This window comes from Aestuariivivens insulae, assembly GCF_022662195.1.
GTDB lineage: Bacteria > Bacteroidota > Bacteroidia > Flavobacteriales > Flavobacteriaceae > Aestuariivivens > Aestuariivivens insulae.
This window is the reverse complement of sequence record NZ_JAKMCS010000010.1, coordinates 110,192-118,827: the sequence shown is the minus strand read 5'-3', so window position 1 is coordinate 118,827 and position 8,636 is coordinate 110,192. Positions and strand designations below refer to the sequence as shown.

General features: G+C 35.5%; 6 protein-coding genes. 5 read left to right on the top strand and 1 reads right to left on the bottom strand.

The window, feature by feature from the left end; all coding sequences use genetic code 11:
* Positions 1–201 precede the first annotated feature (201 nt).
* Positions 202–2,625 (top strand): helix-turn-helix domain-containing protein, encoded by a 2,424-nt coding sequence (locus MR062_RS13040; RefSeq protein ID WP_242204973.1) that lies wholly within the window; start codon positions 202–204, stop codon positions 2,623–2,625.
* 37 nt (positions 2,626–2,662) lie between these two features.
* Here the strand turns inward: MR062_RS13040 and MR062_RS13035 are convergent, their stop codons facing one another.
* Positions 2,663–3,805, bottom strand: coding sequence for an acyl-CoA dehydrogenase (locus MR062_RS13035; protein ID WP_242204971.1), 1,143 nt, complete (start codon positions 3,803–3,805; stop codon positions 2,663–2,665).
* A 90-nt stretch (positions 3,806–3,895) separates the two neighbouring features.
* Here MR062_RS13035 and MR062_RS13030 point away from each other — a divergent pair, with 90 nt between their 5' ends.
* The 4 genes from MR062_RS13030 to MR062_RS13015 all read left to right on the top strand — a co-directional run bounded on the left by MR062_RS13030 (position 3,896) and on the right by MR062_RS13015 (position 8,636).
* Positions 3,896–4,960, top strand: a complete 1,065-nt coding sequence (locus MR062_RS13030; RefSeq protein WP_242204969.1) for an anhydro-N-acetylmuramic acid kinase — start codon at positions 3,896–3,898, stop codon at positions 4,958–4,960.
* Between the two features lie 154 nt (positions 4,961–5,114).
* Positions 5,115–6,341 carry a Glu/Leu/Phe/Val dehydrogenase dimerization domain-containing protein gene (locus tag MR062_RS13025; RefSeq protein WP_242204967.1) on the top strand — a complete coding sequence of 409 codons (1,227 nt, stop codon included), beginning with the start codon at positions 5,115–5,117 and terminating at the stop codon, positions 6,339–6,341.
* Positions 6,342–6,349: 8 nt separating this feature from the next.
* The gene (nhaD, locus tag MR062_RS13020; protein WP_242204966.1) at positions 6,350–7,741 is read left to right on the top strand and encodes a sodium:proton antiporter NhaD; all 1,392 of its coding nucleotides are present in this window, start codon (positions 6,350–6,352) and stop codon (positions 7,739–7,741) included.
* A 196-nt stretch (positions 7,742–7,937) separates the two neighbouring features.
* Positions 7,938–8,636, top strand: coding sequence for a MotA/TolQ/ExbB proton channel family protein (locus MR062_RS13015; protein ID WP_242204964.1), 699 nt, complete (start codon positions 7,938–7,940; stop codon positions 8,634–8,636).

Below are 8,636 nucleotides of genomic sequence, written 5' to 3'. Positions count from 1 at the left end.
AGAAGTTAAGCCCGTTAGCGCCGATGGTACTGCATTTGTGGGAGAGTAGGTCGTTGCCTTTTTTGTACTGACCGTAGCGTCAGTATTGTAAAGCCCTTCATTTTTTAATGAAGGGCTTTTTTTGTTTCTATTCTATGTTAATTAAGTTTTTACTTACAATTTATTTTTTTAGTTTTATAGCACTTTTGTAAAGAGCAATAGATGGAAAGGAATATAGAACTGGATTTAGCTTGGGATTTTGTAAACTATACTGATAGAAATATATTTTTAACAGGTAAAGCAGGTACCGGAAAAACTACTTTTCTGCATAAGCTAAAAATGAAGTCCTTTAAGCGCATGGTAGTGGTAGCTCCTACTGGAGTTGCAGCTATTAATGCCAAAGGGGTGACCATACATTCCTTTTTTCAACTGCCTTTTGGACCTATTCTTCCCAATGAAGTATTAAATAATAATTCCAATTTTAATAGAAAGTTTAGTAAAACCAAGATTGATATTATAAAATCTTTGGATTTATTGGTCATTGACGAAATAAGTATGGTTCGCGCCGACGTTTTAGATGGCATAGATAAAACACTAAGGCGGTTTAAAAATAGAAATAAAGTCTTTGGAGGGGTACAATTGTTAATGATTGGTGACCTACAACAACTTTCTCCTGTGGTAAAGGATAATGAATGGCAATTATTAAGGAACCACTATAATAACGCATTTTTTTTCAGTAGCAACAGCTATAAGGAATGTAATGCAATTGCTATTGAATTAAAGCATATCTATAGGCAAGACAACCCTAAGTTCATTACTATATTAAATGAAATTAGGGTCAATAGATTAACACTTGAATCGGCTAACGAACTCAATAAGAGATACCAACCTAATTTTATTCCAGACGACCAATCTGGTTATATTACCTTAACGACACATAATAATAGGGCAGAACAGGTTAATATTGAAAAGCTAGACGGTTTAAAAACGAAAACGCTTAGTTATAATGCTGTTGTAGAAGGGAAGTTTCCTGAATATGCATATCCCAATAAAGAAGAGTTGGTTTTAAAAGTGGGAGCACAGGTTATGTTTATTAAGAACGATAGCTCCCCTGAAAAGCGTTACTTTAATGGAAAAATAGGTAAAGTTATTTTGTTGGATGAAGATGAAGTTGTAGTGCACTGTCCAGACGATGATTTTAATATTATTGTTGTTCCAGAAACTTGGGAAAATATAAATTATACCATCGATGCAAAAACGAATGCTATTTCCGAAAATATAATTGGAACATATACCCAAATACCATTACGATTGGCTTGGGCTATTACCATTCATAAAAGTCAGGGTTTAACATTCGAAAAAGTTATTATAGATACCAAGGCGGCATTTGCCCATGGACAAACCTATGTAGCATTGAGTAGATGCAAATCACTAGAGGGCCTGGTACTTAAGAGCAAAATAGATTCCAACCAGATTATTAATGATCAAAACGTGCTGACTTTTAATGAGAATGCCGAAAGGAACCCACCTGACAATGAGGCTTTATTGGAATCTAAATCGACATTTCAATTAAATTTAATAGCGCAGATGTTCGATTTTTATGGTTTCTTATATCCTATTAACCGACTTTTGGATATTTATTATAAAAATAGGAATAGCATAGAGGGTAATTTAGAGGAGCATTTGAATACTATAAAAGAAGGTGTTACCAATTTATTGAAAATAGCCAACAGTTTTCAAAAGCAGTTGCAAACCTTGGTAGAACCACTTGAAGAACCCCAGTTGAATAAGGTTGTACAAGACCGCTTTATCAAGGCTGTTAATTATTTTAGGGAACAGACCGAAACAACCATTAATGCCCCGTTTAAATTAAGCGGTTTTACAACAGATAACAAGGCCATCGAGAAAGATATCGATAAGTTTTTTGAAGATATCGACCAGCAATTACAGGCCAAATTATTATACTTTAAGGGTTTAAGTACAGAGTTTAATGTTTCGCAATTTTTAGAGTTAAACGCAAAATCTGTTTTTTTGGATAAGAAAAAAACAAAAACAGCTAGAACCCCTGTAATTAGTGAGACTACAAACATAGAATTATTTGAATTATTAAGGGCGCTGAGAAATGATATTGCAGAAACTGAAGATGTAATCCATTATCAAATATTCACCCAAAAGGCCTTGTATGAAATGTGCGAAACCTTACCGCTTACCAAGCAAGAACTTATAGGCGTTAAAGGTATGGGAAAAGTTAGGGTGGAAAAATATGGCGAGGCTATTTTGGGTGTGATCAAGGATTTCTGTGAAAAGAATGGTATAGAGGGCTCACCAAATAGCGATAGTTTTGAGAAGCCAAAGAAGCCAAATACTAAAAAAGTGTCTTTAGAGTTATTTCTATCTGGAAAATCCATTGATGCAATTGCAAAGGAAAGAGATTTGGTTCATGATACTATTTTTGGTCACTTATCCCATTATATTCCTACAGGGGAAGTGAAAATTACAGATTTGATGTCTAAGGAACGTTATCAGGAATTTAAGGAAATAATTCCTGAAAAAACATTTGAAAGCTTATCCGATTTAAAAGCCCAATTGGACGATAAATACTCCTATAGTGAATTGCGTTTAATGGTTAATGAATTCAATAACTAATCCCTCAAAATTCTTCTGGAAATCAAAAAAAAGAATTTTAATCTCTTAGAATACTCCTCGATATTACAATCTTTTGAATTTCAGAAGTGCCTTCATAAATTTGGGTGATTTTGGCATCACGCATTAGGCGCTCCACATGGTATTCTTTTACAAAGCCATTCCCCCCGTGTATTTGTACGGCTTCAACTGTAGCATCCATAGCTACTTTAGATGCATAAAGTTTGGCCATAGCGCTAGACCTGTCATAATTATTACCTAGGTCTTTATCATGTGCAGCCTTCATAACCAATAGCCTTGCTGCTTCAATTTCAGTATACATATCGGCCAATTTAAACGCAATGGCTTGGTGGTTGCATATTTCGGTACCGAAAGCTTTTCGTTCTTTAGAATATTTAAGGGCCAGTTCGTAAGCTCCTTGAGCAATACCCAAAGCTTGTGATGCAATACCTATGCGTCCCCCTGATAAGGTTTTCATAGCAAACCGAAACCCCGAACCGTTCGGGCCAATTCTATTTTCCTTAGGAACTTTAACATCGTTGAATTGTAATGTGTGCGTATCACTGCCACGAATGCCCAATTTATCTTCTTTAGGCCCAACATGAAACCCTTCTGTACCACGTTCAACAATAAAAGCATTAATGCCATGAGAACCTTTATCGCGATCAGTTTGGGCAATAACAAGGTATACATCGGCACGGCCACCATTTGTAATCCAATTTTTTGTACCATTTATGATATAATGGTCACCTTTATCTATAGCTGTTGTCCTTTGGGAAGTGGCATCACTTCCAGCTTCTGGTTCACTCAAGCAAAAGGCACCTATATATTCTCCGGTAGCCAGTTTGGTTAGATATTTTTGTTTTTGTTCTTCGGAGCCGTAAGCTTCAAGTCCATAGCATACCAAGGAGTTGTTTACCGATACGATTACCGAAGCCGAAGCGTCAATTTTTGAAAGTTCTTCCATAATGAGCACATAAGATATGGTATCCATACCGCTTCCACCATATTTAGGATCGACCATAATGCCCATAAATCCAAGTTCCCCCATTTTTTTTACCAATTCATCGGGAAAATGTTGTTTATTGTCACGTTCAATAACGCCAGGGAGTAATTCGGTTTGAGCAAAATCACGAGCGGCATCGCGAATCATGATGTGTTCTTCTGAAAGATTAAAATTCATAAAATAAAAAATTATTGATATGGTAAAATATAGTAGCAAATATACTATTTTAATGAGATATTATTAATAATAAATTCTATTTTTACTAATATGATAAAAAATGAGTATAATGTGATTGGCGTGATGTCTGGGACATCTCTGGATGGAATTGATCTGGTATATGTTAAGTTTCATTTAGATACTACTTGGCATTTTGATATCATTCAAGCCGAAACTGTAAGTTATAATAAAATATGGCTGGATAAATTAAGCCGTTTGGTATCATATAATATGGAGGAGCTTAAGTCGGTTGATAAGGAATATACATATTTGTTGGCCGACACCATCAAAGCATTTATTGCCAAACATCAAATAAAAGCTATTGACGCAATTTGCTCGCATGGGCACACGGCATTACATCAACCGGAAAGAAAAATAACGTATCAAATAGGAAATATGCCTATTATTTCTAATCTATTAGAGCAAACTGTAGTTTGCGATTTTAGAGTTCAGGATGTTGAACTAGGAGGTCAAGGAGCACCATTGGTACCTATTGGAGATGAACTGCTTTTTTCTGAATACGATTTTTGTTTAAACCTTGGAGGTTTTGCCAATACATCAACCAGCTTAAACAACGAGCGAATAGCTTATGATATTTGCCCCGTAAATATTGTATTAAACCATTATGTTAAGCAGTTAGGGCATAATTATGACGATAAAGGCCTAATAGCTTTACGAGGAAAAGTAGATGAAAAACTATTATCCAGGCTAAATAATTTGGAATTTTACAAACAGCCCTATCCAAAATCTTTAGGGCTGGAATGGGTTACCAAAACAGTTTTCCCTTTAATAGATGCTTTTGGTTTACATGTGCCAGATATCTTAAAGACATTTTGCGAACATATTGCCATACAAATTTCAAAAGAAATACATATAGAAAACAAGAGTTCGGTTTTGGTGACAGGCGGTGGTGCCTATAACGATTATTTGGTAGGTAGAATAAAAAGCCATTCAAAGTGTAACATAGTAATTCCTACAAAGACAATTGTTGAGTTCAAAGAAGCACTAATATTTGCTTTGCTAGGGGTATTAAAACTTAGAAATGAAACCAATTGTTTAAAAAGTGTTACGGGAGCATCGAAGAATCATAGCTCTGGTAATAAATTTTACCCGTAAAAAACGTATAAATTTAGCCCAAAAAAACTTTAGTTTTCTATATTTGCTACAGTAATAATTCAAATTTTTTTTTAGTATGACTCAGCTTTAGCTACGCTTAGATTAATCTTCCCGTAAACCAAGAATTAAAGCTGAAAATAAATTAGTGCTAAACATGAAAGAATTATTAAAAAAATACGAAAATAAAACTCCTGAAATTGTTTTTAACTGGAAAGACTCCGAAACTGAAGCCGAAGGGTGGGTTGTTATAAATTCCTTACGAGGAGGAGCCGCTGGTGGAGGAACCAGAATGCGAGAAGGTTTGGATATGAATGAGGTACTGTCTTTAGCTAAAACCATGGAGATTAAGTTTACTGTATCTGGCCCACCAATAGGAGGAGCTAAATCTGGTATAAATTTTAACCCAAAGGATCCTCGTAAAAAAGGAGTATTGGAACGTTGGTATGCAGCAGTATCTCCATTGTTAAAAAGTTATTATGGAACAGGTGGTGATTTAAATGTAGATGAAACCCATGAGGTGATACCCATTACAGAGGAAAGTGGAGTTTGGCACCCTCAGGAAGGTGTTTTTAATGGGCATTTTAAACCTACCGAAGCTGATAAAATTAATAGAATAGGGCAATTGCGCCAAGGTGTGATAAAAGTTATAGAAAATCCGCAATACTCTCCAGATGTTTCAAAGAAATATACTGTAGCCGATATGATTACCGGTTTTGGTGTAGCTGAAGCTGTAAAACAGTATTACACCATTTATGGAGGAGACATTAAAGACAAGCGGGCTGTTATTCAAGGGTTTGGTAATGTAGGTGCAGCAGCCGCGTTTTATTTATCCCAAATGGGAGTTAAAATAGTTGGTATTATTGATATAGTTGGGGGGCTCATTAATGAAGAAGGATTTACATTTGAAGAGATTACCAAACTGTTTCTAGCTAAAAAAGGGAATACATTAGTGAGTGAGGATTTAATTCCGTTTGAAGAGATAAATGAAAAAATCTGGACCCTTAAGACTCAGATTTTTGCGCCTTGTGCAGCCTCAAGATTAGTTACTATCCATCAAATAGATGAAATGATAGATAGTGGTTTGGAAGTGATCTCTTGTGGGGCAAATGTACCATTTGCCGATAAAGAGATATTCTTTGGCCCTATTATGGAGCATACCGATTTTCGCGTGAGTTTAATACCGGATTTCATTTCCAATTGTGGTATGGCCCGTGTATTTGCTTACTTTATGGAGCGTCGTGTGCAAATGACAGATGAAGCTATATTTAATGATACTTCAAATAGAATTAAACAAGCACTGGAAAAAGTATATAATAAAAATAAATCGAAACACGGACTTAGCGCAACAGCTTTTGAAATTGCGTTAAGCCAATTAATTTAAATAAGCATATGGAAGCAGCAATTATTTTGGTATTCGCAGTAGGGTATTTAGCTATTACTTTAGAACATAGTATAAAAATAGATAAGCTGGTTCCGGCTCTGGTGATGATGGCCATTTGTTGGGCTTTAATAGCCTTTGGAATAGAAACTTTTCCGCAGTGGTTCGATTCAGGAAAACATACTTTATTAGAAGGCTTTGGTGGCTTTTCATTAGACGAAAAGATGCATTTAATGGAAGAAACCTTATTGCACCATTTAGGAAAAACGGCCGAAATTTTGGTGTTCCTATTAGGCGCTATGACCATTGTAGAAATTATAGACTATTTTGACGGTTTTTCTACAATTAAGAACTTTGTTAAAACCAAGAACAAAACTAAAATACTATGGATTTTTTCCATTCTGGCATTTATCCTTTCGGCCATTATAGATAACCTAACAGCTACAATCGTTCTCATTTCTATTTTACAAAAAATAGTTAAGGATAGAAATGTTAGGATATGGTACGCTGGTCTAATTATTATAGCTGCCAATGCAGGAGGTGCTTGGTCCCCTATAGGAGATGTAACTACAACCATGTTATGGATTGGTAAAAAAGTAACAACAGGTCATTTAATAGGTTATTTATTTGTGCCTTCACTTTTATGTATGGTTGTTCCCTCGTTAATTGCTTCATTTTTACCAGCTTTTAAGGGGGATTTAGAGATGGAAGAGACAGCAGATAAACCGAAATCTAAGTTTAGTAGTACCATGCTTTATTTAGGATTGGGAGCTATAGTTTTTGTGCCTATATTTAAGATGGCGACACATTTACCGCCCTATGTGGGTATGATGTTATCGTTAGGCATTGTTGCTGTTTTTGCAGAAATTTATAGTAGCTCTAAGTTTAGTATGACCCAGTATGGTGCCGAAGAGAGCGATGCCCATGCACACCATAGTCCAGTACATTATTCATTGTCTAAAATAGAGCTGCCAAGTATATTATTTTTCTTGGGTATATTAATGGCCGTAGCAGCTTTAGAATCTTTAGGGATCTTATTTAATTTTGCACGAACATTAGAAGAGACTATGCCTATGTTGGGGACGGAACTACATCACAGTGGAGTGTCCGATATTGTAGTGTTATTGTTAGGTGTAGGGTCAGCTGTAATAGATAATGTGCCTTTGGTCGCAGCTAGTTTAGGGATGTTCCATGAACCTATAGATAATGAACTTTGGCATTTTATAGCGTATTCAGCAGGAACTGGAGGAAGTATGCTTGTTATAGGGTCTGCTGCAGGAGTTGTAGCTATGGGTATGGAAAAGATTGACTTTTTCTGGTACTTGAGAAAAATTTCATGGTTGGCCTTAGTAGGTTTCCTAGTTGGAGCAGTAGCCTTTATGTTTACCAGAACATTGTTTTAATGGGGAAGCATAAAATCAGTATAAAATGATTAACCCAATAAGTGGTAACCAATAACAAAAAAGAAAAAGATTAGCCGAACGGTTAATCTTTTTCTTTTTTTATTAGAATGTAATACTGAAAATAGTATCGAAAACTATTTTTATTATACTTTAGCAAAAAAAGATACGTTATACAGTTGCAATAAAATTTTAATTTATGCTAATTACATTATTACAAAATGCCCAAGAAGGTGAAGTTTTAACAGATGGGGAGTCTGTTGAAAAAACATTATCAATTATAGAATTAATAAGTAGTGGTGGTGTTGCAGGACAGTTAATTATCGCTATTTTATTCTTGTTGCTTATCGCAGCCACTTACATTTACTTTGAACGTTTATTTGCCGTTAAAGCAGCATCAAAGGTCGATGCCAACTTTATGAATCAAATAAAAGATTATGTGAGTAATGGTAAGATTGATTCTGCCCAGGTACTTTGTGCCCAAGTAAACTCGCCAGTATCCCGATTAATAGGGAAAGGAATTTCGAGAATAGGAAAGCCTCTGGCCGATATTAACACAGCCATAGAAAATGCAGGACGTCTTGAAATTTATGGGTTGGAAAAAAACGTAAGTATTTTGGCAACCATTTCGGGGGCGGCACCTATGATTGGTTTTCTTGGAACAGTTATTGGTATGATTTTAGCAATATTTGAATTGGCCAATGCTGGTGGAACGATAGAAATGGATGTTTTGGCAGGCGGATTATATACAGCTATGACCACAACAGTAGCTGGTTTAATTGTTGGTATTGTGGCCTATATGGCCTATAATCACTTGGTGGTAAGAACCGATAAAGTGGTATATCAAATGGAAGCCAATTCGTTGGAATTTTTAGATCACTTAAACGAGCCTACTTAA

Coding starts and splice junctions, on each gene's coding strand:
- MR062_RS13035 (WP_242204971.1), bottom strand. CDS start 3,805: ATGAATTTTAATCTTTCAGAAGAACACATCATGATTCGCGATGCCGCT.
- MR062_RS13030 (WP_242204969.1), top strand. CDS start 3,896: ATGATAAAAAATGAGTATAATGTGATTGGCGTGATGTCTGGGACATCT.
- nhaD (WP_242204966.1), top strand. CDS start 6,350: ATGGAAGCAGCAATTATTTTGGTATTCGCAGTAGGGTATTTAGCTATT.
- MR062_RS13025 (WP_242204967.1), top strand. CDS start 5,115: ATGAAAGAATTATTAAAAAAATACGAAAATAAAACTCCTGAAATTGTT.
- MR062_RS13040 (WP_242204973.1), top strand. CDS start 202: ATGGAAAGGAATATAGAACTGGATTTAGCTTGGGATTTTGTAAACTAT.
- MR062_RS13015 (WP_242204964.1), top strand. CDS start 7,938: ATGCTAATTACATTATTACAAAATGCCCAAGAAGGTGAAGTTTTAACA.